The 22,610-nt window shown below is 63.4% G+C and carries 26 protein-coding genes and 1 pseudogene; 14 read left to right on the forward strand and 13 right to left on the reverse strand.

The genetic code is table 11. The features are described 5' to 3' along the window. Positions 1-83 precede the first annotated feature (83 nt). From Q4G22_RS11950 to Q4G22_RS11970, 5 genes and pseudogenes are all read left to right on the forward strand, one after another. Entirely contained in the window at positions 84-209 is a 126-nt protein-coding gene (locus Q4G22_RS11950; RefSeq protein ID WP_303386126.1) for a hypothetical protein, read from the forward strand. Next, positions 197-925 carry a GntR family transcriptional regulator gene (locus tag Q4G22_RS11955; protein ID WP_303386127.1) on the forward strand — a complete coding sequence of 243 codons (729 nt, stop codon included), beginning with the start codon at positions 197-199 and terminating at the stop codon, positions 923-925. The genes Q4G22_RS11950 and Q4G22_RS11955 overlap by 13 nt, the downstream gene beginning before the upstream one ends. A gap of 338 nt (positions 926-1,263) precedes the next feature. Beyond that, positions 1,264-1,490: pseudogene (locus tag Q4G22_RS11960) on the forward strand (IS481 family transposase); the annotation flags it as partial. A 67-nt stretch (positions 1,491-1,557) separates the two neighbouring features. Beyond that, a complete protein-coding gene (locus Q4G22_RS11965; RefSeq protein ID WP_303386128.1) occupies positions 1,558-2,829 on the forward strand; it encodes a lytic murein transglycosylase in 1,272 nt (423 codons plus the stop codon). A gap of 193 nt (positions 2,830-3,022) precedes the next feature. Next, on the forward strand, positions 3,023-3,271 hold the full coding sequence (locus tag Q4G22_RS11970; protein WP_303362067.1) for a GlsB/YeaQ/YmgE family stress response membrane protein: 249 nt from the start codon (positions 3,023-3,025) through the stop codon (positions 3,269-3,271). A gap of 74 nt (positions 3,272-3,345) precedes the next feature. On the opposite strand, the gene Q4G22_RS11975 is transcribed toward Q4G22_RS11970, so the two are convergent. The 6 genes from Q4G22_RS11975 to Q4G22_RS12000 form a co-directional block, all read right to left on the reverse strand. Continuing rightward, positions 3,346-3,837, reverse strand: a complete 492-nt coding sequence (locus tag Q4G22_RS11975) for an RNA pyrophosphohydrolase (protein ID WP_303386129.1) — start codon at positions 3,835-3,837, stop codon at positions 3,346-3,348. Continuing rightward, positions 3,834-5,267 carry a S41 family peptidase gene (locus tag Q4G22_RS11980; protein ID WP_303386130.1) on the reverse strand — a complete coding sequence of 478 codons (1,434 nt, stop codon included), beginning with the start codon at positions 5,265-5,267 and terminating at the stop codon, positions 3,834-3,836. The genes Q4G22_RS11975 and Q4G22_RS11980 overlap by 4 nt, the downstream gene beginning before the upstream one ends. Before the next feature lie 12 nt (positions 5,268-5,279). Continuing rightward, complete coding sequence (locus tag Q4G22_RS11985) at positions 5,280-6,434, reverse strand: murein hydrolase activator EnvC (protein ID WP_303386131.1); 1,155 nt, start codon at positions 6,432-6,434, stop codon at positions 5,280-5,282. 26 nt (positions 6,435-6,460) lie between these two features. Further along, positions 6,461-7,978, reverse strand: a complete 1,518-nt coding sequence (gene gpmI, locus Q4G22_RS11990; RefSeq protein WP_303386132.1) for a 2,3-bisphosphoglycerate-independent phosphoglycerate mutase — start codon at positions 7,976-7,978, stop codon at positions 6,461-6,463. A 539-nt stretch (positions 7,979-8,517) separates the two neighbouring features. Next, positions 8,518-10,116, reverse strand: coding sequence for a PAS-domain containing protein (locus Q4G22_RS11995; protein WP_303386133.1), 1,599 nt, complete (start codon positions 10,114-10,116; stop codon positions 8,518-8,520). A gap of 78 nt (positions 10,117-10,194) precedes the next feature. Beyond that, entirely contained in the window at positions 10,195-11,517 is a 1,323-nt protein-coding gene (locus Q4G22_RS12000; protein ID WP_303386134.1) for an ActS/PrrB/RegB family redox-sensitive histidine kinase, read from the reverse strand. Positions 11,518-11,607: 90 nt separating this feature from the next. Here Q4G22_RS12000 and Q4G22_RS12005 point away from each other — a divergent pair, with 90 nt between their 5' ends. The 3 genes from Q4G22_RS12005 (at position 11,608) to Q4G22_RS12015 (ending at position 13,247) form a co-directional block, all read left to right on the forward strand. Further along, entirely contained in the window at positions 11,608-12,237 is a 630-nt protein-coding gene (locus Q4G22_RS12005) for an SCO family protein (RefSeq protein WP_303386135.1), read from the forward strand. Positions 12,238-12,303: 66 nt separating this feature from the next. Beyond that, the gene (locus tag Q4G22_RS12010; protein WP_303386136.1) at positions 12,304-12,858 is read left to right on the forward strand and encodes an ActR/PrrA/RegA family redox response regulator transcription factor; all 555 of its coding nucleotides are present in this window, start codon (positions 12,304-12,306) and stop codon (positions 12,856-12,858) included. Positions 12,859-12,935: 77 nt separating this feature from the next. Then, positions 12,936-13,247, forward strand: a complete 312-nt coding sequence (locus Q4G22_RS12015; RefSeq protein WP_303386137.1) for an H-NS histone family protein — start codon at positions 12,936-12,938, stop codon at positions 13,245-13,247. Between the two features lie 32 nt (positions 13,248-13,279). Here the strand turns inward: Q4G22_RS12015 and Q4G22_RS12020 are convergent, their stop codons facing one another. The 3 genes from Q4G22_RS12020 to Q4G22_RS12030 form a co-directional block, all read right to left on the reverse strand. Continuing rightward, the gene (locus tag Q4G22_RS12020; protein ID WP_303386138.1) at positions 13,280-13,894 is read right to left on the reverse strand and encodes an HD family hydrolase; all 615 of its coding nucleotides are present in this window, start codon (positions 13,892-13,894) and stop codon (positions 13,280-13,282) included. A gap of 11 nt (positions 13,895-13,905) precedes the next feature. Next, on the reverse strand, positions 13,906-14,439 hold the full coding sequence (gene secB, locus Q4G22_RS12025; protein ID WP_303386139.1) for a protein-export chaperone SecB: 534 nt from the start codon (positions 14,437-14,439) through the stop codon (positions 13,906-13,908). A gap of 86 nt (positions 14,440-14,525) precedes the next feature. Further along, the gene (locus Q4G22_RS12030; RefSeq protein WP_303386140.1) at positions 14,526-15,056 is read right to left on the reverse strand and encodes an FxsA family protein; all 531 of its coding nucleotides are present in this window, start codon (positions 15,054-15,056) and stop codon (positions 14,526-14,528) included. Between the two features lie 111 nt (positions 15,057-15,167). Between Q4G22_RS12030 and Q4G22_RS12035 the strand changes: the two genes are divergently transcribed. Further along, complete coding sequence (locus Q4G22_RS12035) at positions 15,168-15,830, forward strand: Tim44/TimA family putative adaptor protein (protein ID WP_303386141.1); 663 nt, start codon at positions 15,168-15,170, stop codon at positions 15,828-15,830. Between the two features lie 6 nt (positions 15,831-15,836). After that, positions 15,837-16,439, forward strand: coding sequence for a Smr/MutS family protein (locus tag Q4G22_RS12040; protein WP_303386142.1), 603 nt, complete (start codon positions 15,837-15,839; stop codon positions 16,437-16,439). Here Q4G22_RS12040 and Q4G22_RS12045 read toward each other — a convergent pair. Both Q4G22_RS12045 and Q4G22_RS12050 read right to left on the reverse strand, forming a co-directional pair. Beyond that, entirely contained in the window at positions 16,436-16,990 is a 555-nt protein-coding gene (locus tag Q4G22_RS12045; protein ID WP_303386143.1) for a hypothetical protein, read from the reverse strand. The two genes, Q4G22_RS12040 and Q4G22_RS12045, sit on opposite strands and share 4 nt — an antisense overlap. Beyond that, the gene (locus Q4G22_RS12050) at positions 16,987-17,166 is read right to left on the reverse strand and encodes a PLD nuclease N-terminal domain-containing protein (protein WP_303386144.1); all 180 of its coding nucleotides are present in this window, start codon (positions 17,164-17,166) and stop codon (positions 16,987-16,989) included. The genes Q4G22_RS12045 and Q4G22_RS12050 overlap by 4 nt, the downstream gene beginning before the upstream one ends. Before the next feature lie 207 nt (positions 17,167-17,373). On the opposite strand from Q4G22_RS12050, the gene Q4G22_RS12055 reads away from it, so the two are divergent. From Q4G22_RS12055 to Q4G22_RS12070, 4 genes are all read left to right on the forward strand, one after another. Next, a complete protein-coding gene (locus tag Q4G22_RS12055) occupies positions 17,374-18,474 on the forward strand; it encodes an ABC transporter substrate-binding protein (protein ID WP_303386145.1) in 1,101 nt (366 codons plus the stop codon). Between the two features lie 64 nt (positions 18,475-18,538). Continuing rightward, positions 18,539-19,405, forward strand: coding sequence for an ABC transporter permease subunit (locus Q4G22_RS12060; RefSeq protein ID WP_303386146.1), 867 nt, complete (start codon positions 18,539-18,541; stop codon positions 19,403-19,405). Next, positions 19,402-20,196 (forward strand): ABC transporter permease, encoded by a 795-nt coding sequence (locus Q4G22_RS12065; RefSeq protein WP_303386147.1) that lies wholly within the window; start codon positions 19,402-19,404, stop codon positions 20,194-20,196. Before Q4G22_RS12060 ends, Q4G22_RS12065 begins: the two co-directional genes overlap by 4 nt. Beyond that, positions 20,193-21,251: an ABC transporter ATP-binding protein gene (locus Q4G22_RS12070; protein WP_303386148.1), complete on the forward strand. Its 1,059-nt coding sequence runs from the start codon at positions 20,193-20,195 to the stop codon at positions 21,249-21,251. Before Q4G22_RS12065 ends, Q4G22_RS12070 begins: the two co-directional genes overlap by 4 nt. Before the next feature lie 2 nt (positions 21,252-21,253). On the opposite strand, the gene Q4G22_RS12075 is transcribed toward Q4G22_RS12070, so the two are convergent. After that, positions 21,254-22,156, reverse strand: coding sequence for a DMT family transporter (locus tag Q4G22_RS12075; protein ID WP_303386149.1), 903 nt, complete (start codon positions 22,154-22,156; stop codon positions 21,254-21,256). 121 nt (positions 22,157-22,277) lie between these two features. Continuing rightward, on the reverse strand, positions 22,278-22,577 hold the full coding sequence (locus Q4G22_RS12080) for an HU family DNA-binding protein (protein WP_303362310.1): 300 nt from the start codon (positions 22,575-22,577) through the stop codon (positions 22,278-22,280). Positions 22,578-22,610 lie beyond the last annotated feature (33 nt).

Genomic DNA, 22,610 nt, shown 5'->3' on the forward strand with positions numbered 1-22,610 from the left:
TCTTGAATCAGAACTCGAATGACAAGGGAATCCTTAAATGAAGACGCCGTCTAGCGGTGCTGTTTGGTTCCAGTCGCTCACCAGTGAAACGCGCACTGACCGAGCTTGAGGATGAGGGTCTGCTCAGCCGGTTCGATGGTCGTGGCCTACTGGTTGGTCAGAACCCGGTGCCGCGTAGGCTAAAGATTACCACGATATGCTGTTGCTGAACGATGACAACGGGATCAGCACCAAGAGTTTTGCATGGCAACCCCATTACTACGATTTCGAGCGCGAGATCATTTTACGCTCGGTATTCGGCAAGGCGCGGATTAACGAATTGGCGCTGGCCCGGCATCTGGATATCGGTCGAACAGTGGCGCACGATCTGCTGATCCATGCACGTGAAGTGGGAATCGTCTATAAGGATGAGGGTTCACGCTGGTGGATCGTGCCGCTGGACGAAGAGCGCTTTGATAATCTTTATGAATTGCGTATACTGCTCGAGTCGGCTGTCATGGCCAGTGCCACCGGCCAGATTCCAACTGCACAACTTGATAAGATCGAGGCGCGCCTGCGTCGCGCGCAGAGTGAGTTTCCAGCGATCTCCATCGCGGATCTGGACCTTCTGGAAGCCGATCTTCACATCGATTGCGCCCGCTTTGGCCGCAACTCCGAGATTATCGAAGCCCTGAAGCGCAGCCATTGCATCCTTGTCGCCGGCAAGCATATCCAGCTTGCCTTCGACGCCAATGCCCGCATCGACCCTCTCTTTATGGACGAGCATCTGGAAATCGTTTCTGCATTGCGTGACGAAGATCCGACTGCCGTGCAGGAAACGCTGGTACAGCACCTTGAAGCATCGGCAGAAAAAGCCGCCCAACGGCTCGCGGCTTTCCGGGCAGTACAACCTATTGCAGAGCTTCCATACATCTTGAGCTCATGACTTTCAGCCCAGTTGAAAACATGCCGTCACTGCAAAGCGCACTGAGCTTGCTACAATCTGTTACCGTTTTAAGGATACCCCAATCGGTCACTGGATGATTCAAGGTTGTCACATGGGGGACAATTTGGATCCCGATAACATCGACTGACACGTAATAGACGATCACCGCCCCGCGCAGCTTGGCCGGGAGTGTGATCCTGAGCCTCGGACCCCGATCCCTGGCTGTTCGTCGAGGCTGTGCTCTGATCGCCCGAACCAGGGGCTTATGGCGCGGCCTGCCGGGGGAGTTCGACAAATGGAACTCGGCTTTCAAGCGGTTCCGCCTGACAGATTAGCCGATAAACAAAGCCATCAAGGAGGTCACAGCCAAACGCTTCCATTATGATGACCATTGCGATCTACGGCGCCACCACCTCGGCGAGATCGTGGCGGCTTATGACTTCGCTTGCCGCCTCAAGGCCCTCAGCGGTCTCACGCCCTATGAATACGCCTTTAGAATCTGGATTTCAGAACCAGGCAGTTCATTATCGACCCAATCCATCAGATGCCGGGACTGAATAACTAGGCAGACCCGACCGCTTGGTCTAGGATGCGGGGAACGAAAACCAAAGCAGTCCAGAACAGGCACATCCATGACTCGATCCGTTATCCGCTTTTTGATGTCCACTGCCGTGATCGGCACGATTGCGTCCTGCGGGGCTGCCGTTGTGCAGGTGCCCGGCGCGGGGGGGCCGCCTGCTGTGTCGGGTGGCCAGACCCCGGCGGCGATCCCCGCCGCCAGCCCCGCTGACGAGGCCGGGCTGCAACGCTGGATCACCCAGTTCCGCCCCCGTGCGCTGTCATCGGGCATCACCCCCGCCACCTATGACCGCGCCATGGCCATCGCCCGCTATAACCCCGAGGTGATCCGGCTGGACCGGCGGCAGGCGGAGTTCTCGCGCCCGGTCTGGTTGTATCTGGACAGCGCCGTGTCGGATAACCGCATCACCACCGGCCGTCAGATGCTGACCCGCCATGGCCGCACGCTGGCCGCGATCGAGGCGCGCTATGGCGTGCCGCGCGAAATCGTGCTGGCTGTATGGGGGATGGAATCGAATTTCGGCGCAAACCGGGGCCGGATGCAGATCATCCCCTCGCTGGCGACGCTGGCCTATGACGGTCGCCGGGGCGAGATGTTCTCAGGTCAGTTGATCGCGGCACTGAAGATCATTCAGGCGGGCGACATCGACCCGGCACATATGCTGGGATCATGGGCCGGTGCGATGGGGCACACGCAGTTCATGCCCACCTCCTACCTGCAATATGCGGTCGATTTCACCGGCGATGGCCGTCGTGACATCTGGTCGGACGACCCCACCGACGCGCTGGCCTCGACCGCCGCCTATCTGGCGCGGAACGGCTGGGTGCGCGGTCAGAGCTGGGGGGCCGAGGTGCAACTGCCCGCCAATTTCAACATGGGCCTGATCGGCAAGGGCACCCGCCGCGCCGACTGGGGCAGCATGGGCGTGCGGCGCATCGGCGGCGGCGCGGTGCCCGCGGGCAGCGGCTCGATCATCATGCCGGCGGGGGCACGTGGCCCGGCCTTCCTGATTATGGACAACTTCCGGTCGATCCTGCGCTATAACAACAGCGACAACTATGCGCTTGGCGTGTCCTATCTGGCGGAACGGATCGCCGGACGCCCCGGCATTCAGGGCAACTGGCCGCGTGCCGACCGCCCGCTGTCCACATCCGAACGCGAAGAAATCCAGCGGCGTCTGATGCAGCGCGGCTTTTATCAGGGCGAGATCGACGGGCTGTTCGGATCGGCCACGATGGAGGCCGTGTCGGCGTTCCAGCGGTCCATCGGGGTGACACCGGACGGCTATCCGACCTCGATCCTGCTGGGGCAGTTGCGGCGATAAGCGGTGCGCCGGGGGATTTCACACCCCCCTAACCCGGCCCAAGGACCGGGCGTTCGTCGGGGAAAAGGTCCTCTGGATCTTTTCCTGATCCTCTTCACCCTGTGGGATATTTCCGAACAGAAGATACCGTGGCGGGCTGAACTTTTCGGAAGATTGCGGCGTTAGCCGTTCAAGCTGTTGAAAGGAGTGAGTCATGCAGGGACTGGGTTGGCTGGCGGCAATCATTGTCGGCGGGATCGCGGGCTGGATTGCCAGCAACATCATGAAGGCCGATACCGGCGTTCTGGTGAATATCATTCTGGGAATCGTTGGCGCGGTTCTGGCAAATGCGCTGTTCGCGATGGTCGGCATCAACGCACAGGCGGGCAGCTGGATCGCGCAAGGCATCGCCGGGCTGGTGGGCGCGGTGATCCTGATCTGGCTGGGGCGGCGGTTGTTCTGAACCATTGCCTGAATGACCAAGGCCCGCTGTGACGCGGGCCTTGGTTATGGGGCTGTTCATAGATACGGCGGCGCTTAGCCCGCCAGATGCGGGGCGAATTCAGCCATCACCTGCCGGTAAACCTCGCGCTTGAACGGCACGATGCCCTGGACCAGATCATCGGCCCGCACCCATTGCCAGGCATCGAATTCCGGGTGATCGGTGTCGATGCGCACATCGCTGTCCTGCCCCAGAAAGCGCATCAGCACCCATTTCTGACGCTGGCCACAGTATTTGCCCTTCCAGACTTTGCCCAGCAGTTCGGGCGGCAGATCATAGATCACCCAGTCGGGCGTTTCACCGATCACCTCGACCAGATCGGCGGAAACGCCAGTTTCCTCGACCAGTTCGCGCAGGGCCGCCTGTTGCGGAGTTTCGCCCTTGTCGATACCGCCCTGCGGCATCTGCCAGGCATTGCTGTCACTATCGATGCGATGGCCTGCAAAAATCAGGCCATCGCGGTTCATCAGCACCACCCCCGCGCAGGGGCGATAGGGCAGGCCGTTGGCACCGCGTTCGTCGCTCATTCCGCCGCCTCGTCGCCGGTGCCCTGTGCGCCCGATCCTTCGCCCGTGACCGCTGGCGTCGCCTCGGCCCGCACGTCACCGGCGCGGAAATCGACCGCTGACAGGCCCTTGAGGATGTCCACCGCATAGGCAAGCTGATAGTCCTGTTCGCGCAGCCGGGCCGTCGCCTCGACCTGTGCGGCCTCTTCTTCGATCTGCTTGCGCTCTTCCTCGCTGATGGAATCGTTGTTCAGCGCGCCGCGCAAATCCGCCTCGGAGCGCGAAAAACTGGAGTTGCTGCGCGGGCCGTTTTCCTGATCCTCGTTGCCCTCGTGCGGGCGCGAGGGGGGCTGCACCACGATGATGTCGGGATTGATGCCCATGGCCTGAATCGACCGCCCCGAGGGGGTGTAATAGCGCGCCGTGGTCAGTCGGATGGCGCTGTCGGCCGTGACCGGCATCACCGTCTGGACCGAGCCTTTGCCAAAGGATTTCTCGCCCACCACAATGGCGCGGCGGTGATCCTGCAAAGCGCCGGTGACGATTTCCGAGGCGCTGGCCGAACCGCCGTTAATCAACACCACCATTGGCTTGCCTTGCGCCAGATCACCGGGTTCGGCGTTCCAGCGTTCGCTTTCCTCGGGGTTGCGGCCACGGGTCGATACAATTTCGCCCGCATCCAGAAAGGCGTCGCTGACCGCAATGGCCTGATTGAGCAGACCGCCGGGGTTGTTGCGCAGGTCCAGCACGAAACCGCTGATCTTGTCCATGCCGCCCGCCTCGGCAACCGCCTTTTCCAGTTCGGTCTTCAGCGTCGCAAAGGTTTCGTCGTTAAAGGTGGACACACGCACGACAACGGCATGGCCCTCGATCTGGGTGCGCACCACAGTCAGCTTGATCGTGTCGCGGGTCATGGTCAGATCGAAGGGCTCCTGTTCGCCCTGACGCAGAATCGTGATCGTCACCTCGGACCCGACCGGGCCGCGCATCCGGTCCACGGCCTGATCGACGCCCAGACCCATCAGCGATTCGCCGTTCACATGGGTGATGAAATCGCCCGATTTGACCCCCGCCTTGGCCGCAGGCGTATCGTCGATAGGCGAAACCACCTTGACGATGCCATCTTCCTGCGTGACCTCCATCCCCAGCCCGCCAAAGCTGCCGCGGGTCTGGGTCTGCATGTCCTGGTAATCATTGGCCGACAGGAAACCGCTGTGCGGATCAAGCGAGGTCAGCATTCCGTTGATCGCCGCCTCGATCAGTTTCTTGTCGTCAGGGCGTTCGACATAATCCGACCGGATGCGTTCGAAGATATTCCCGAACAGTTCCAGATCCTGATAGAGCGCGGTATTGCCATTGCTTTCCTGCGCGATCAGCGGGCCTGCCAATTGCGTCGTCACCAGAATCCCGGCCAGAATGCCGCCGACCCCTGCCATCATATAGTGCTTCATCTGGTCTCTGCCTTAATCCTGCGCCTGCTGCGTTCCGGTCAGCGCGTTCATCACGAACCAATCCGCCGGGTTCAATGTTTCCCTGCCCTTGCGCAATTCAAGATACAAGGTTTGGGACTGCCCTGCATCGCCGCCTTTGGTGGCATCGGCCACGAATTGCGCACCGAATTCCTGTGCCGGCGGCTCGGTTCCGCCCATCAGACCGACCGGCTCACCGGCGGCCAGCACATCGCCCACTTCTCCGAACACCTGACCTAGACCTGCAAACACCAGAAGATAACCGGACGCAGGCTCGAGAATCATCACATTGCCGTAATCAAGCAAGGGACCACGGAACCGGATCGTCGCAGGCCATGGCGTCGTGACCAGTGCGGCGGGGGCTGCGGCGATCACCAGACCGGGGCGGCTGACACCGGCTGCATCCGCCTCGCCATAGCGGCGCATGACGGTGCCCGCGACCGGCAAGGGCAGGCTGCCCTGCGCGCCCTCGAAATCGGTGATCGGCGGACCGACATCCAGATCCATGCGCGACACACCGGCGGCAAATTCATCCAGACTGGCGGCGCTGGTTTCCAGCGCCTGCAATTCCGCCGGGTTTTCGGCATAGCGCACCGGCATATGCGAACGGTCGGTGACGGCACTGGCCAGCAGGCGACGCGCCTCTTGCACGGCGATCAGGCCGCTGCCTAGCACCTGCGCGGTGCTGTCTTGCAATTCGCGCACGGTGGCGATCTCGTCCAGATCGGATTGCAGCGCCTCGGCCTCGGCCCGCAGGCCGGGGGCGATGTCGGCGACGATCATCGCCGACCGGGCGGTGGCGGTTGCCCCGCCGGGATGCAGCAGCAGCGCGGTTTCGGGTGCTTGCTGCATGGCGGTCATCGCCCCCAATACCCGCGACAGCCGGTCATGCTGTGCCTGAAACCGCGCGCGCAGATCAGATTCGCGCTGCGCCGCTTCGCGCAGGCCCGCGCGCAGGGCGGCAAGGCCTTGTTCATAGCCGTGGATCACCTCGGTCAGCGCGGTCACCTGATCGTCGGCCCCAAGCGCCGCCTCCAGCCGCGAGATGGACGCGCGCAGCTGATCCGCCGCCTGCTGCGCGGCCTGCGCCGCCTCGGACGCCGGCGTGACGGCAGCCGCAGGCACAGCCAGCACGGCGGTCAGCGCCACGGCGGCAAGAGGACGCAAACAGGCGATCATGTGCGGCAGATCAGGCTTTGGCCGGTCATCTCGGGCGGCAGCGGCAGGCCCATCAGCTCCAGCACCGTGGGCGCCAGATCGGCCAGCCGCCCGTCGCGCAACGCGACACCCGCAGGGCCACCATAGACGATCACCGGCACCGGATTGGTGGTGTGGGCGGTATGCGGGCCGCCACTGGCCGGATCAACCATGGTTTCACAATTGCCGTGATCCGCACAGATCACCGCCGCGCCGCCGGTCTCGCGCAGCGCGGCGATCATCATGCCAAGGCCGCGATCGACCGCCTGACAGGCGCGGATGGCGGCGGGCAGGCTGCCGGTGTGGCCCACCATGTCGGGATTGGCGAAATTGACCACGATCAGATCGTAGCCGTCGTGGATCGCCTGAACCAGCCGCTCGCTGACCTCGGCGGCGGCCATTTCCGGGGACAGATCATAGGTCGCCACCTTGGGGCTGGAGGGCATGAAGCGGTCTTCGCCCGGCTCGGGCGTTTCCTTGCCGCCGTTCAGGAAAAAGGTGACATGGGGGTATTTTTCCGTCTCCGCCAGTCGGAACTGGCGCAGCCCCTGCGCCGCAACCCAGGCCCCCAGCGTATTGACGACCTGCCGTTTTGGATAGGCGGCGGTCATAAAGGTATCATGCTCGGCGGAATAATCGACCATGCCCAGCATTGCCGCCCATTTCGGGCGGATGCCAGTGTCGAAGGCTGCGAATTCCGGCGCGGCCAGCGCGGCCAGAATCTCGCGCGCGCGGTCGGCGCGGAAGTTCAGGCAGAAAAATCCGTCGCCATCACGCGCGCCGGTATAGCCGGGCATGACAGTGGGCCGGATGAACTCGTCCGTTTCGTCACGGACATAGGCGGCGGTTACTGCGTCGGGGGCATCGGCAGCGGTCAGCCCCTCGGCCCGGATCATCGCGGCAAAGGCGCGCGACACACGGTCCCAGCGGTTGTCACGGTCCATCGCGTAATAGCGGCCGATAACGGTGCCGATGCGCGCGCCCTCGGGCAAGTTGCCGGCCAGTTCGGTGACAAAGCCAAGCGCCGATTTCGGCGGCACGTCACGCCCGTCGGTAATAGCGTGGATCACCACCGGCACACCGGCCCCGGCCACTGCCTGTGCGGCGGCGATCACATGGCTGATATGGCCGTGCACCCCGCCATCCGACACCACCCCCATCAGATGCGCCGTCCCGCCCGTCGCCCTAAGCCGGGTGATGAACTCGCCCAAGGCGCTGTTGGCCCAAAAGCTGCGGTCCTCGATGGCAAGGTCGATCTGACCCAGGTCCATCGCCACCACCCGGCCCGCGCCGATATTGGTGTGGCCGACCTCGGAGTTACCCATCTGGCCACGGGGCAGGCCGACATCCGGGCCAAAAGTGGTCAGCGTCGCATGGGGGCAGGTCGCCATCAGCGCATCAAAGGTCGGGGTGTTCGCCTGATCGGGGGCGGATTGTTCGGGCCGGTCGGAAATACCCCAGCCGTCCAGAATGCACAGGATCACAGGTTTCGCCATCGCCGCCCTCTTGTCTTGATCTTGCATCTCAATACGCCCGTGCGGGCCGAGGGGCAACCAAAGCCAAGAGGGCGCAGGTGCCGAAATCCGTTCTGACGATCACGACACGGTGCAAAATTCCGCTGTGCCGCGCGGTATGGCACTTGCGCGGTCCCGGCATGGTCAGATGGCAGGGACGACGGGCCGTTTCGATTGGCACAGCTTCGGGCCGCCGATGCCCGGTCAGCAGGCAAGGTTTTGGCTGCATTCCCTCTGCTGTTGCGGGACGTCTGAGCGGCCCAATAGGCCGTGCCGAACGCGCAAGGCGTGGCGGCCCCACGATCAAGCAGCCCGCGTTGGTGCATTTGGCCAATCATGCGTCCCGAAAGAGTGAAAACTTGCGGGCGCTTTTCCGGTAATATCCTGCTGCGATGGGGAGCTGGCGGGTTCATGGGCCTGACGGGCATGGCAGGGCGCGAACCGCGTTCTGCCCCACCGCCCCATCTGGCCGGGCGGATTTGAGTTTGATCGGCACCGACCGCCATGTCGCAGCAGGGCAATCAGCCCGCAATGGCCGCAGGTGGTGCCGGTGCCCCTGACGCATCCGTGATTGCCGCCCCATCCCCGCGACCGGCAGCAGAGACAGCGGACGGACGAAAACGGATCATCAGCCGCCCGCCCGGCAGGCGCGTGGCCGACCAGCCCAGCAATTCCCCGCGCGGCCCGATGATCGCCCCCTCGTCGCGGGCATCCGCCGCGCCGCGAACCCGGTTGCGCAGGGCGCTCAGCCCCGGTCCGGCCTCATCCGTCTCGCCCTGCCACAGCGCCAGGGCCTGATCGGCACGGTTGCTGCGCTGGCCCCAAAGCTCGGCATATGCCTTGTTGCTGGTCTTGACCGAACCATTCGGGCCGAATACGATCAGCCCGTCTTCGATCCCGTCCAGCACCATCTCGCTCAGCGACAATTCGGCGCGGTATTTGCGGTTCAGGGTGATTTCCGAGGTAATATCTTCGAACAGGAACGCCACCGCGCCATCAGGGTGCGGACGCCCGGTCACGCGATAGGTCTGCCCGCCGGGCAAGGACCATGTTTCGACATGCCGCCCGGTCGCGGCGGCATTTTCCAGATTGCTCATCTGCTGACGCCAACTGCGATAATCCTTGGGTTCGGGCACCATCCGCGCCTCGCGCAACTGATCCAGAAAATCGAACAGCGTCGGGCGCGCGGTCAGAAATCCGGTCGGCAGGCGCGTCAGATCGATCAGCGCCGGATTGAACAGTTGCAGCTTGCGTTCACGATCAAAGATCGCCAGCCCGGTCGGCAGATCGGCAAAGGTCTTGGTCAGCGTCTGCACGAATTCGCGCAAGGACCGTTCAGCCCGCACCGCCGCATCGGCGGGCAACGCGAACATCATGGTCTGATCGCCCGCGCGGTGGCTGTGACAGTCATACCAAAGCACCGATCCGCCACTGTCCAGCCGTGCCCGGCGCGGTGCCGTGCCGCCCGCAGCCTGCATCCGCGGCACATCCAGCAGCCGGGGTAAAGGCCATGCGATCTGCCCATCCGCCCCCGCCTCGACACGTTGCAGATAGGCGGCGTTGGCCCATGTGATCCGGTCGTCGGCATCCTGCCGCCAGACCAGCATCGGGGTCTGATCCATGGACAGGCGCAGAAGGTCCAGTTCTTCCTCCATCGCCTGAAGCACCAGCGAATCGACGGTGATGCCCGCATGTTCGGCGGAAGGATCGGTCAGGGTCAGGCGCATCAACCCGCTGCCCAGATCCTCGGCCGCCAGCCGCAGGGTGGCATTGCCATGCCCGTCAGGGCCGCGCAGATCCTGACGCGGGTTGTCGGCCAGCCGGTCCAGCGCACCGGCGGCATCGGGAAAACGCCCGGCGATCCAGCCGTCCAGCCGCGCCCATTCGCCGCCGGTGCCGGTCACGCTGTCCAGCAGCGCACGGGCGGGCGGCGTGGCGTCGATCAGCATCCGGTCGCGGAACAGAAAGACCATGGGCTGCACCGCCGGTTCCAGCAGATCCAGCCGCCGCGCCACGGCAACAGAGCCGCCGCGCCGCCGGTCCCACAACCGGATGGCTGCCACCGCCAGAATCACCGATAATATGCCGGCCCCAAGCGCGATCAAAAACGTCTGCAACACGGACAGTCTGCCCCCGGATTCCCACTATTGCACAGACATTATGTCACAAGACGTTAAGGGAAGGTTAACAAAACCGCTTCAGCCGGTAATCTCGGGGTTTTCGCCCAAAGCCTGCCGCGTATCCGCCGCGATCAGCGCCAGCGGCCAGCGCAGTGTGACCTGCGCACCGGGCCGCAGATTGGCAAAATCAACGGCGGCGCCCGACCGTTCCAGCAGAGTGCGGGCGATGAACAGGCCAAGGCCCATCCCCTCGCCATCCTTGCGCGTGGAAACGGATCGCGGTCCCAGCGGATAGCTTTCGCCCAGACGCGGCAGCAGCCCGGCGGGAAAGCCCGGCCCGTCGTCGCGGATCGTTACCGTCAGGTTGTCAGCATCCTGAAAGGCTGTGATCTCGATCCTGGTTGCCGCGTAATCGACCGCGTTCTGGATCAAATTGCGCAGCGCGTGGATCACGCCGGGATCACGGCGGATGTCAGGGCCGTCCGCGTCGATCTGAATGGCGACACCACGGTTCTGATGCGGCTCGGCCGCTTCTTCCAGGATCACGCGCAGCGGCCCCGCGCGCAGCAGCAGATCATCCTTGCCCGCCCGGCCCATGGATCGCAGTGTCGCGGCGCAGCGGGCGGCCGATTGCCGCAGCACGGCCAGATCGGCAGCCAGATCGGGGCGATCGGCCAACTCGTCCTCAAGCTCGGCGGCGATCAGCTTGATGGTGCCCAAGGGCGTGCCCAGCTCATGCGCGGCGGCGGCCACCACGCCGCCCAGATGTTGCAACCGGTGTTCGCGCGCCAGCGCAAGCTGCGTGGCAAACAGGGCGCTGGTGGTGTCCGAAATCTCGCCGGTCACGCGGCGGGCATAGATCGCAAAAAAGCCGATGCCCACCACAATCGCCAGCCAATGCCCCAACGCCAGCAATGGCGGCAGTTCCAGTTGAATCCCGGTCGCATCATAGATCGGCCAGCCCCACAGCCCCGCCGCAGAAATCAGCGCCGCCGCCAGCAGGCCAAGCGCCACCGTCAGCCGCCGGTCCAGCACTGTGGCCGATACGGTGACAGGCGCCAGCACCAGCAGCGCAAAGGGGTTGGCAATGCCGCCGGTCAGCGCCAGCAGCGCCGACAGTTGCACCAGATCAAAGCCAAGCTGCCCCAGCACCGCGCGCGGCGACATACGCTGCGGACCGCGCATCACCAGCCACAGATTCAGCACCGCCGCCGCCGCGATCAGCAGCGCCACCGGCACGACCGGAAACAGCACCCCCAGAGCCAAGGCCCCCGCCACCGCCGCCGCCTGCCCCGCCACCGCCATCCAGCGCAGCAGGATCAGGGTGCGCGCGCGGATCGGCTCGGCCTGAATGGCGGGCAAGGGCGGTGTCGCGGGGGCAGAGGGTTGCGGTCGGATCATGACGGGCACCGGGTTGTGACGATGCGTCGCTTGATAACCCCGGCTTTCTGGGCGATCAATGCGCGCCCATCTGTCAAACCGAGGATCGCCATGACTACCGAACGCCGGATCATCATGCTGGGAACCGCCGCGACCGCATTGTTGCTGGTCAGTGGCTGGCTGTGGCTGTCACGCGGACCTGCGGGCGATCCTTATGCGGGGTGCCGTCAGTCGGTGGTCAGCGGCGGAATGGACAGTTTCGGCACCGATTTCACCCTGACCAATCAGGATAGTCAGCGGGTCAGCTATGCCGATGTGTTCACCAAGCCGTCGCTTTTGTATTTCGGCTATACCTTCTGCCCCGATGTCTGCCCGATGGACAGCGCCCGCAATGCCGAGGCCGCCGATCTGCTGGCCGGACAGGGCAAGGATGTGCAGACGGTCTTTATCACCGTCGATCCCAAACGCGACACGCCCGAAGCATTACGTGATTTCACCGCCCTGTTTTCCGATGACATGATCGGCCTGACCGGAACCGATCAGGAAATCGCCGATGTGAACCGGGGCTGGCGCAATTACTATCGCGCGCAGGATGCGGATGGCGACGATTATTATCTGGTCGATCACATGACCAATACTTATCTGGTTCTGCCCGGCACCGGCACAGTCGAGTTTTTTGGCCGTGACGTGACCCCCGCCGATATGGCCCAGCGCACCGCCTGTTTTCTGGATGCCGCATAAAGTTATCGTCTAAGCGTTTGACCAGACAGACCCGGACAGCTTAGATCGCACAAACGAGGAGGCGATATGGCTGACACACCCGGCACCCGGATCGGCAGTGACCCCAGCTTGCTGCTGGTCGATGATGATGAGATTTTCGTAACGCGGCTGGCCCGTGCCATGGAAAAGCGCGGCTTTCGCACCACCGCCGTGCTGAGCGTGGCCGAAGCCATGAAAGCCATCGCGCAATCACCCCCCGCTTATGCCGTGGTCGATCTGCGGCTTGAGGATGGATCAGGTCTGGATGTGGTCGAGGCTTTGAACGAAGCCCGCCCCGATTGCCGCGCCATCGTGCTGACGGGATATGGCGCCATCGCCAGCGCCGTCGCCGCGGTCAAAATGGGTGCGACCGATTATCTTTCCAAACCGGCAGATGCAAATGACGTAACGTCGGCGCTTTTGGCCAGTGGTGACATCTTACCGCCGCCACCACAAGAACCCATGTCGGCCGATCGCGTTCGCTGGGAACATATCCAGCGCGTTTTCGAACAATGCGACCGTAATGTCAGCGAAACCGCGCGCCGCTTGCATATGCATCGGCGCACCTTACAGCGGATACTGGCCAAACGCAGTCCGCGCTGAATATATCTTTTGACCCCTTGCACATTCTGCTAATATAAATAAATGGGCAGAATACATTTGTTGGGGATACGACGACAATGACCATAGAAATCGAGAAAATGGACCTGAAGGAACTTCGCGAACTTCGGGCCAAGCTGGAGCGGGCCATCAATTCGTATGAGGACCGCAAACGCCGCGAAGCACTGGCCGCCGTCGAAGAAGCCGCGCGCACATATGGTTTTAATCTGGCCGATCTGACCGGCGGCAAACCGCGTCGGGCGGGCACCGTGGCGCCGAAATACGCCAATCCCAATGATCCGACCATGACCTGGACCGGCCGTGGCCGCAAACCGCGCTGGGTTCAGGAAAGCCTGGATTCGGGCCGCTCTCTGGAAGATCTGCTGATCTGACAATTTAAGGGCTGCCGTTCTGGCGGCAGCCCTTAATTCTCCTGATCGGCCAGCGCCATCAGCTCATCAAATCGCGACAGATATGCCTGACGCACCTGTGCAGGCGGTCGCAGCATTATTGCAAAATAATCCAGAATATCCGCCTGCGGCACCGGGAACAGCTTTTTCGCCTCGGTTGGGGTAAAGCCCGCGATACGTTCCGCTTCGATCCGGGCGGAAATCCGGTCAGCTGCTTTTATCTGACGGTGTAAACTGTGCGGTAATGCCGCAGGCAGGCCAAAGCGGCGGTGAATGGCGGCAGAAATCCGCCGATCTATTTCGCCGTATTCAAGCCCCAAGGCCGATTTGACCGGCGAAATCATATCACCGATGACATATTCTGGCGCATCATGCAGCAGGGCCGCCAGACGCGACCGGGCGCTGGATTGCGGCACCATATGGGAAAAGATGACCTCGACCAGCAGCGAATGTTCGGCCACCGAATAAGGCCAGTCGCCCTGCGTCTGCCCGTTCCAGCGGGCAACAAAGGCCAGCCCGTGGGCAATATCGGCGATCTCGATGTCGAAAGGCGTCGGGTCCAGCAGGTCAAGCCGGCGCCCCGACAGCATTCGCTGCCAGGCGCGCGACGATTTTACGCGGGGGGGCATTGCGGCCCGGATCAGGACAGCGGCACGCCTTCGGGGCGCTGGTTCTGCTGCTGTTGCTGACGACGGGCGATTTCCTGACGATACAGGGCCACGAAATCCACCGGGTCCATGTTAAAGGGCGGGAAGCCGCCGTCACGGGTCACATCCGAAATGATCCGCCGCACAAAGGGGAACAGGATGCGCGGGCATTCGATCATCAGGAAGGGGTGCAGTTGATCTTCGGGCACGCCCTCGACGTGGAACACACCGGCATAGTCAAGCTCGCACAGGAACAGGGTCTGGCTGTCCACGGTGTTGGTCGAGGTGACCTTGAACTTGGTGACGACCTCATACTGATGATCGACCGGACGCTTGCGGGCGTCGAGGCTGACCTGCACGTTGATCTCGGGCTTGACCTCGCCGGTCGGGACGCCCTTTTGGACCACCGCGTTTTCGAACGAAAGATCGCGGATAAATTGGGCCAGAATGCGCATCTGGACCTGCGGCGGTTGCTGCTGTCCGTCAGCCGCGGCAGTGCCCGCTGCGCCGTTGTTTTCGTCGGCCATGTCGATTCCTCGTGTAAAAAGACGTTGCGCGTGTCCTATCAGGGCTGCGCGCCGGTCTCAATCGCCAAGCGGTCAGGCCCGAACAGTCAGGATCGCGTCCAGCCGGACCCGCCACCGGGTGGCAGCACGTCGGGCGGCAGTGTGTCGGGCGGGCCGGGCGGACGGCGAGGGTCGTCGTCATCCTCGACCGTGTAATCGCCGTCAATGATACCGCCCTGAAACGGTGGGCGATGCGGTTCGGGGCGCATCCCGGCAAAGCCCGCCGTCTGCACCTGAACCCGGCGCCCGATGCGCCGCATCACCAGATCACGCACCGCCGGGATCAGCAGCAGCAGGCCGATGGCATCGGTGAAAAAGCCCGGCAGCACCAGCAGCGCACCGGCCAGCATGACCAACGCGCCATGCGCCAGCGGACGGGTGGGGTCGCGCAGCTCGGCCAAGGCGCGCTGCCCCTCATACGAGGTGCGGGCAGCATTGGCGCGCATCACAATCACGCCAAGAACCGCGCCAAGCAGCACAAGAGCCAGCGTCGGCCACACTCCGATGGCACCGCCGACCTGAATGAACAGGCCGATCTCGATCAGTGGAATCGCGACGAACATCAACAAAAGCCACATGGCGCCCCCCTATTGGCTGACCCTCTGAACTGGACTTGGCCCGGTCCAGCCCCTACATAGGATGCATCCGCGCCGATACCAACTGGCGCTTTTATGTCAGGGGTTTCGCCGATGAACAGTCCGCTTATCCAGTTGCTTGTGCTTGCCGGGATCGCTGTATTCCTGATCCTGCGGCTGCGCAATGTGCTGGGCACCCGCGACGGGTTCGAGCCGCCCAAGGTCGATCAGCAGCCCCAGCCGCAGGCCCGCCAGCGGTTCGAGGTGATCGAGGGAACCGCCGAACAGGGCGATCACGACATTTCCGACCACACCGATCCGCAGGGGGCCGCGGGCCGTGCCGTGGCGCAGATGAAACGGGCCGAGCCGTCGTTTAATCTGGGCCAGTTCCTGTCGGGGGCGAAATCCGCCTATGAAATGATTCTGATGGCCTTTGAAAACGGCGATCTTGAACCCGTGCGCCCGTTCCTGTCACCCGATGTGGCGCAGGCGTTCCAGTCGGTCATCGACGACCGCAAAGCCCGCGGCCAGACGGTCGAGGCGCAGTTTCTGGGCACCCGCGAAACCGCGCTGGCCGGGGCCGAATTCAACGACACCACCGGCGAGGCCGAGGTTTCGGTGAAATTCGTCGGCGAACTGATCGTCGCCACCCGCGATGCCGAAGGCAATGTGGTCGAGGGAGATCCCAAATCCGCACGCAAGCAGCGCGACATCTGGACCTTTGCCCGCCGCATGGGTCAGGACGACCCGAACTGGCAGCTTGTCGCGACGGGCTGAGGATATATGTCGCGCCGCCGAGGGCTGAGTGGCGAGGATCACGATCTGTGGCAGCGGGTGGCCCGCAGCATCGTCCCGCTGCATCAATCGCGCAAACACCCCCTGCCCGAACCGGCCCCCAAGACCAAGCCCGCACCCGGTCTGAAGGGGTCGCAGCACCCCCCGGCCCCCGTCTTTGTGCCGCAACCCTTTGTTATCGGGCAATCGCCCGCCAAAGGCGGCGCGTCCCACGCCATGCCGCTGTCGCCCGCGCAGCATCTGGCCGCGCAGGCGCTGCGCATGGATCAGAAAACCCACCGCCGCATGACCCAGGGCAAACTGCGCCCCCAAGCACGGCTGGACCTGCACGGCATGACGCTGGCACAGGCGCATCCTGAACTGATTGATTTCATCCTGCGTGCCCGCGCCTCGGGCCTGCGGCTGGTGCTGGTCATCACCGGCAAGGGGCGCGGCGATCACGGCCCGCTGCCCACCCGCCCCGGCGCGCTGCGCCATCAGGTGCCGGTCTGGCTGCATCACACGCCCTTGGCAGGTGCCGTGCAGCAGGTCACGGCCGCGCATTTCCGCCATGGCGGCGAAGGGGCCTATTACGTCTATCTGCGCCGTTAGGGCAGATCGGCACATTCGGGGACCATGTAATCCCCGGTCAGATCAGACAAAGGCATCGCGCGGGCCGTGGTCGTCAGGGTTTCCGTGCGATCCTCGCCGTCAGAAGGCAGGAATTTTTTCTCGACCGCGCTGGTCAGCAGGTTCACGTCACACACCGTCACCGAAGCCTCGATCCGGTCATTCGTCACCCGTGTGAACCCGGCCAGAACCCAGGCGCCATTCCTTCGCACGGCCTTGTATTCATAGACATTGCCCCAGCGGCCACAGGTCGCATCGCAACCAGAATAGGCGGTGAACCGATCCGGGCCGGTCGCTTGGACATCCGGCCAGCCGGTCATATTCGGCCAAAGCCAGAACAACGCCGCCACAGTGCCATCGGGGGCGCTGCTTTCTTCAATCTGATCGACGATAAAGACGCGATTGCCGCCCGTCGGGTTGTCCACGACCTGAATCACGACCTGCCCCATCGCATCGAGGGGCAGGTGAACAGGGTCAGCCGTTCCGGCCACGGGCGCAGCGAGCAGCACGGCCAGAACAAAGGCCACTCTCATCGGTTGTAATTTGCCTTCGGCCCCGCGAACCACCATGCGATCAGCCCGATCACCGGCAAAACCGCGATAACCAGCACCCAGATGATCTTGTTGGTCCGGTCCGCATTGCTGTTGATGACCGAGGCGATGGCCCAGACATCCAGCACAAAGATGATGATCCCGAAAAGATAGCGCATCTTTTTCTCCCTGTCCTATGGTCGGTGAACCCCGTGCAAGGGGATTGGTTCCGCAGATCACCATCACTTTGCATCAAGGCCGGACGCGCGGCAACTACAGCGTGCAATCCGCGATATTGCCTTGCCAGCCCGCCATTTTGGTTTCACAAAATCAACACATAACCGCGCTAACCGGGCGCGGATCAACATCTGACAGGGAACCTAAAAATGAAATATTCCGCCTCTGTGATCGCCGTAATCGCCGCTTTTGGCGCGACGGCGGCTACCGCCCAGACCGATCTGGCCGCGCTGGAACAGGCTGCCAAGGCCGAAGGGATGCTGACAACCATCGCCCTGCCCCATGACTGGTGCAATTATGGCGGCGTCATTGCGGCCTTCAAGGAAAAATACCCCGAAATCACCGTCAACGAACTGAACCCCGACGCCAGTTCCGCCGACGAGCTAGAGGCAATCCGCGCCAATGTCGGCAACACCGGCCCGCAGGCGCCCGACGTGATCGACGTGGGTCTGGCCTTTGGTCCGCAGGCGCAGGCCGAAGGGCTGATCCAGCCCTATAAGGTCGCCACCTGGGACGATATTCCCGCTGACCTGAAAGACGCGGACGGCCATTGGTATGCCGACTATTACGGTATCATGGCATTCGGCGTGAACACCGATCTGGTGGACAACGTGCCGCAGAACTGGGCCGATCTGCTGAAACCCGAATATGCCAATTCCTTCGCGCTGACCGGCGATCCGCGCGCCTCGAATCAGGCGATTCTGTCGGTGATGTCGGCGGGCGGTTCGCGCGGCGGCGCCCCCGGCGAAGACAGCGGCACCAAAGGGCTGGAGTTTTTTGCCGAATTGAACAAGGCGGGCAATTTCGTGCCGGTCACGGCCAAGGCGGGCACCATCGCGCAGGGCGCGACCCCGATCGTTGCCGCGTGGAACTATAACCTGTTCACATGGCGCGACCAGTTGGCCGGCAACCCCCCGGTCGAGGTGGTGATCCCCGCCGATGGCGTGCTGGCGGGCGTCTATGTGCAGGGCATTTCCGCCCATGCACCGCACCCCAATGCCGCGAAACTGTGGATGGAGCATCTGTATTCCGATGAAGGCCAGTTGGGCTGGCTGCAAGGCGGCTGCTATCCGGCCCGTTTCGTCGCCATGAAAGAGGCCGGGCTGATCCCGCAGGATATGCTGGACGCACTGCCGCAGCCCGATCTGGTGGACCGCGCCGTGTTCCCGACTGTGGAACAGCAGGACGCCCTCAAAAGGGTCGTGACCGAGAACTGGGATAACGTTGTCGGCGCGACCGTCAGCGAATAACCACGCACTGGCGGGGCGGGCCTGTCTGGCCTGCCCCTCTTTTTTCATCCAGCGCCGAGGCATCATGGCACGCGCCCCAAATCTTTCGCGCCGTCTTGGCCTGTGGCTGGGCATCCTGCCCTTTGCCATCTTTGCATTGTTGTTTCTGATCCTGCCGACGCTTGGCGTGGTTGTGGGGGCGTTTCGCGCGCCCGAAGGCGGGTTCACACTGGCCAACCTGTCGGGCCTGACGCAGCCGCGCATCACCACCGCATTCTGGGTGTCGATCCGCATCAGCTTTATCACCGCGCTGCTGGGCTGTGTGGCCGGATTCCTGATCGCGGCATCGGTGACGCGGGGCGGACTGCCACGCGGGCTGCGCGCACCACTGATGTCCTTTTCCGGTGTGGCGGCGAATTTTGCCGGGGTGCCGCTGGCCTTTGCCTTTATCGCCACGCTGGGGCGGCTGGGCTTTGTCACGGTGCTGATGCGCGAATGGTTCGGCATCAACATCTATGCCAGCGGCTTTAACCTCATCAGCTTTTGGGGGCTGGTGCTGACCTATCTGTATTTCCAGATCCCGCTGATGGTGCTGGTTATCTCGCCATCTCTGGACGGGCTGAAACGCGACTGGCGCGAGGCCGCCGAAAGCCTGGGTGCCTCGCAGTTGCAATATTGGCGCATGGTAGTGCTGCCGATCATGTGGCCGGCGGTGTTGGGAGCATTCGCGCTGCTGTTTGCCAATGCCTTTGGCGCGGTGGCGACCGCGATGGCGCTGACCGGATCGTCGCTGTCGCTGGTGCCGATCGTGCTGTTTGCCCAGATCAGGGGCGATGTGCTGCAAGACCCGACACTGGGCTATGTCATCGCCTTTGGCATGATCGTGCTGACTGGCGTGGCCAGCCTGATTTCGATCATCCTGCGCACGCGCGCGGAAAGGTGGCTGAAATGACGCGGGTTCTGTCGTGGTTGTCGTTTCTGCTGGGCGCGCTGTTCATGCTGGTGCCGCTGGTCGGCACGTTCGAATTCAGCCTGCGCGCCCGGCGCGGTGAATACTCGCTGGACGCCTATCGCAGCGTGCTGGGCGACCCGCAGTTTCAGGCCACCTTTGGCTTTTCGGTGATGGCGGCGCTGGCCACCATCGTCATGGGCATCCTGATCGTAGTGCCCGCCGCCTATTGGGTGCGGCTGAAATTGCCATGGCTGCGCCCGGTGGTCGAATTCATCACCCTGCTGCCGCTGGTGATCCCGGCCATCGTGATCGTGTTCGGCTATATCCGCATGTTCAACACCAGTTCCTGGCTGCCGCTGACCGGCAGCGTGGGCGGCACGAACTTTCTGCTGGTCGCGGGCTACAGCGTGCTGGCGCTGCCCTACATGTATCGCGCCGTTGATGCGGGGTTGCGCACGCTGGATGTCGCCACCCTGACCGAAGCGGCACAGTCTTTGGGCGCAGGCTGGATCACGGTGCTGGGCCGGGTGATCCTGCCCAACCTGTTCGGCGCGGTGCTGTCGGGGGCGTTCCTGACATTCGCCATCGTGATCGGCGAATATGTTTTCGCGGCACTGCTGAACCGCCCCGCCTTTGGGCCGTATATGGTCTGGCTGGGCGGCAACCGTGCCTATGAACCGGCGGCGCTGGCGATCATCGCCTTTGCCATCACATGGGGTTGCATGGGGCTGATGCAGCTTGCCACCCGAATGACGCGCCATGGCCGCGCCCAACAACAGCAGATGAAATGACCGGATTCCTGACCCTCTCGAACCTGAAGAAATCCTTTGGCGACACGCAGGTGGTGCGCGATTTCGACCTGTCGCTGGCCAAGGGCGAGTTTATTTCCCTGCTTGGTCCCTCGGGCTGCGGCAAAACCACCGTGCTGCGTATGATCGCGGGGTTCGAGGCCCCGACCAGCGGGGCGATCATCGTCGATGGCAAGGATGTCACCAGCCTGCCCGCCAGCCGCCGCCGCATCGGTATGGTGTTTCAGTCCTATGCGCTGTTTCCCAACCTGACGGCGGCGGAAAACGTCGGCTTTGGCCTGCGCGTCGCCGGTATCCGCCGGAAAGAACGTGACGCCCGCGTGGCAGAAATGCTGGACCTGATCGGCCTGCCGCATCTGGGCGACCGCTATCCGTTTCAGCTGTCGGGCGGCCAGCAACAGCGCGTGGCCTTGGCCCGCGCGCTGGCCCCGCGCCCGCAACTGTTGCTGCTGGATGAACCGCTGTCGGCGCTGGACGCAAAAATCCGCGTCAGCCTGCGCAATGAAATCCGGCAGATTCAGCGTGATCTGGGCATCACCACCCTGTTCGTGACCCACGATCAGGAAGAAGCCCTGTCCATTTCCGACCGCATCGTGGTCATGCATCAGGGCATCGCCGACCAGATCGGCCCCCCGCACGAGATTTACACCCGCCCCGCCACCGATTTCGTCGCCAATTTCGTCGGCACGCTGAACCGGCTGCCGGTAACGGTGCTGGATGCGGCGCGCGGTGTCGTCGATCTGGCTGGAATGCAGATGGTGCTGAACCATCCCCTGCCCCAAGGCAGCCTGACCGCCCAGATCGGCACCCGCCCCGAGGCGCTGAGCCAGGTGGTGCAGGGTGGCATCCCTGTCACTGTTGTGTCGGTCGAATATCTGGGCGCGGTGCAGCGCGCGCGTGCCACATTGGGCGATGGCACCGAAGTGGTGTTCGACAGCCTCAGCCGCGGCAACACCACCCCGCCCGCGCCGGGCGATCTGCTGCGGCTGACGCTGGACCCGGCGGATGTCATCATGCTGGGCGGTGCCGCGGCCTGATCTCAGGCCGATGGCGCGCGGCGGAGGGGCGGTTGCGGCGGCGGAGCCTTGGACAGTTGCACCGCCAGAATCCCCGCCATGATGATACCGACGCCCACCACATCCATCACACCCAGCGATTCGTTCAGCAACAACGCTGCAATCGCCACGCCAAAAAACGGTGTCAGGAAATGAAAGGTCGCCGCCCGCACCGCACCGATGCGCTGCACCAGCAAAAACCACACCCAGGTGGCAGCCAGTCCCGGCACAAAGGCGGTATAGACAAACGCCCCGATCAGACGCGGGGTCAGGGTGACGTTCCAATCCTCGAACAGTGGCGCAACGATCAGCAGGCTGGCGGCGCCGACCAGCATTTGCAGCCCCACGATCATCATCACATTGCCGCCGCCCGATGCCCCGCGCACGGTCAGCGTCGCAATGGCCAGCGCCAGCGCGGCGACAAAGCACAGCACGATCCCGGTCAGATCGCTGCCACCTTGCAGCCGCGCGCCCATAATCAGCGCCACACCCAGCAGGCCCAGCGCCAGCCCGGCAACGCCCATCGGGCGCAGCCGTTCGCGCAGCACGATCCAGCCGATAAAGGCCACCATCAGGGGCATGGTGGCGGCGATGATGGATGCCAGCCCGGCCTCGATCCACTGCATCGCCACCCAGTTCATGCCCAGATACAGCGCGTTCTGACACAGCCCCAGCACCACCACCGCCCGCCATTGCGCGCGGGTCAGGGTGCGCCACGTCTGACCCATGGCCAGCGCGATCAGGATACCGATGCTGCCTGACAGCACGAACCGCACCGCCAGCGCCAGCAGCGGCGGCGCCTCGGTCACGATCATGCGGGTGGACGTAAAGGCCGAGGCCCACATCACTGCAAACAGCAGCCCCATGCCGATGGCTTTAAGATCCATGCGTCCCCCTTTTTCGATTGGCTAGCAAAAGCCGTCACGGCCCGAAAGGGCAATGCTGACCACCACCGCGCATAAAAAAGGCCGCGCATGGGCGCGGCCTGATCGGGTTATGCGGAACGAATCAGACGTTCACACTGTCTTTCAGGGCTTTCGCCACCGTGACCTTGACTTGCTTGTCAGCGGGCTTGGTCATCATTTCCTGGGTCTGCGGGTTGCGGACCTGACGTTCGGGACGGTGGCGGCAGGCGATCTTGCCGATCCCCGGCAGGGTCACGGCACCACCGGCAGCCACTTCACGCGCCACAACCGAAGCGATTGCATCAAGTGCAGCATTCGCGGATTTCTTGTCGCTGCCCATTTCTTCGGCAAGCGCCGCAACGAGCTGAGTCTTGGTCATCGGTTTGGCGGAAGCGGTAGCCATGTCTTCTGTCTCCTCTACCCGTTGTGGGCGATA

The sequence above is a fragment of the Paracoccus sp. (in: a-proteobacteria) genome, from assembly GCF_030538655.1.
GTDB lineage: Bacteria > Pseudomonadota > Alphaproteobacteria > Rhodobacterales > Rhodobacteraceae > Paracoccus.

Coding starts and splice junctions, on each gene's coding strand:
- Q4G22_RS11955 (WP_303386127.1), top strand. CDS start 197: ATGCTGTTGCTGAACGATGACAACGGGATCAGCACCAAGAGTTTTGCA.
- Q4G22_RS11965 (WP_303386128.1), top strand. CDS start 1,558: ATGACTCGATCCGTTATCCGCTTTTTGATGTCCACTGCCGTGATCGGC.
- Q4G22_RS11970 (WP_303362067.1), top strand. CDS start 3,023: ATGCAGGGACTGGGTTGGCTGGCGGCAATCATTGTCGGCGGGATCGCG.
- Q4G22_RS11975 (WP_303386129.1), bottom strand. CDS start 3,837: ATGAGCGACGAACGCGGTGCCAACGGCCTGCCCTATCGCCCCTGCGCG.
- Q4G22_RS11980 (WP_303386130.1), bottom strand. CDS start 5,267: ATGAAGCACTATATGATGGCAGGGGTCGGCGGCATTCTGGCCGGGATT.
- gpmI (WP_303386132.1), bottom strand. CDS start 7,978: ATGGCGAAACCTGTGATCCTGTGCATTCTGGACGGCTGGGGTATTTCC.
- Q4G22_RS12000 (WP_303386134.1), bottom strand. CDS start 11,517: ATGATCCGACCGCAACCCTCTGCCCCCGCGACACCGCCCTTGCCCGCC.
- Q4G22_RS12005 (WP_303386135.1), top strand. CDS start 11,608: ATGACTACCGAACGCCGGATCATCATGCTGGGAACCGCCGCGACCGCA.
- Q4G22_RS12010 (WP_303386136.1), top strand. CDS start 12,304: ATGGCTGACACACCCGGCACCCGGATCGGCAGTGACCCCAGCTTGCTG.
- Q4G22_RS12015 (WP_303386137.1), top strand. CDS start 12,936: ATGACCATAGAAATCGAGAAAATGGACCTGAAGGAACTTCGCGAACTT.
- Q4G22_RS12020 (WP_303386138.1), bottom strand. CDS start 13,894: ATGCCCCCCCGCGTAAAATCGTCGCGCGCCTGGCAGCGAATGCTGTCG.
- secB (WP_303386139.1), bottom strand. CDS start 14,439: ATGGCCGACGAAAACAACGGCGCAGCGGGCACTGCCGCGGCTGACGGA.
- Q4G22_RS12030 (WP_303386140.1), bottom strand. CDS start 15,056: ATGTGGCTTTTGTTGATGTTCGTCGCGATTCCACTGATCGAGATCGGC.
- Q4G22_RS12035 (WP_303386141.1), top strand. CDS start 15,168: ATGAACAGTCCGCTTATCCAGTTGCTTGTGCTTGCCGGGATCGCTGTA.
- Q4G22_RS12040 (WP_303386142.1), top strand. CDS start 15,837: ATGTCGCGCCGCCGAGGGCTGAGTGGCGAGGATCACGATCTGTGGCAG.
- Q4G22_RS12045 (WP_303386143.1), bottom strand. CDS start 16,990: ATGAGAGTGGCCTTTGTTCTGGCCGTGCTGCTCGCTGCGCCCGTGGCC.
- Q4G22_RS12050 (WP_303386144.1), bottom strand. CDS start 17,166: ATGCGCTATCTTTTCGGGATCATCATCTTTGTGCTGGATGTCTGGGCC.
- Q4G22_RS12055 (WP_303386145.1), top strand. CDS start 17,374: ATGAAATATTCCGCCTCTGTGATCGCCGTAATCGCCGCTTTTGGCGCG.
- Q4G22_RS12060 (WP_303386146.1), top strand. CDS start 18,539: ATGGCACGCGCCCCAAATCTTTCGCGCCGTCTTGGCCTGTGGCTGGGC.
- Q4G22_RS12065 (WP_303386147.1), top strand. CDS start 19,402: ATGACGCGGGTTCTGTCGTGGTTGTCGTTTCTGCTGGGCGCGCTGTTC.
- Q4G22_RS12070 (WP_303386148.1), top strand. CDS start 20,193: ATGACCGGATTCCTGACCCTCTCGAACCTGAAGAAATCCTTTGGCGAC.
- Q4G22_RS12075 (WP_303386149.1), bottom strand. CDS start 22,156: ATGGATCTTAAAGCCATCGGCATGGGGCTGCTGTTTGCAGTGATGTGG.
- Q4G22_RS12080 (WP_303362310.1), bottom strand. CDS start 22,577: ATGGCTACCGCTTCCGCCAAACCGATGACCAAGACTCAGCTCGTTGCG.